Source organism: Vibrio sp. 1288, assembly GCF_033344475.1.
Map to the genome: position 1 here is coordinate 1 of NZ_JAWPOX010001087.1, position 528 is coordinate 528.

The following is a 528-nucleotide window of genomic DNA, read 5'->3' on the forward strand; positions in this document are numbered from 1 at the left end:
GTAAAACGTGGGTTGAAGCCGATTGTGGGATTGAATCAGCACATTCAACAGATATCACCAGAGCAAATGGGCATTCGTCTCGACCCCGATTCGTTGCCAATAGAACTGCGAGAGTTAGCTAACAAACACAACGCGATGCTCGATAGGTTGCAAACTGGTTTTCGCCGCTTGAGCGAGTTTTCTTCTGATATAGCACATGAGTTAAAAACGCCACTCACCAACATTACCACGCAAAATCAGGTCATTTTAGGTGCGTGTCGAACGCCTGAAGAGTATCAGGATGCTATTGCCTCAACGTTGGAAGAACACAACCGCATCACGAAAACCATCAACGATTTGCTCTACATTGCCAAGGCTGAAAACAAGCTCATTCATCGCCATGACGAAGTGTTTGCGGTGCAGGAGGAAGTCGACCGTTTGGTCGCGTATTTTGAAATATTGGCCGAAGATGCCGAGGTGCGAATCGTGAGCTCAGGCGACGGTCAGCTCTATATGGACAAAAACATGTTTGAGCGTGCAGTGGGCAAT

1 protein-coding gene is annotated in these 528 nt (G+C 47.5%); it reads left to right on the top strand.

All coding sequences use genetic code 11. The features are described 5' to 3' along the window. Positions 1 to 528 (top strand): histidine kinase dimerization/phospho-acceptor domain-containing protein (locus tag R8O11_RS31045; RefSeq protein ID WP_318195368.1); only part of this gene is annotated, 528 nt, incomplete at both ends.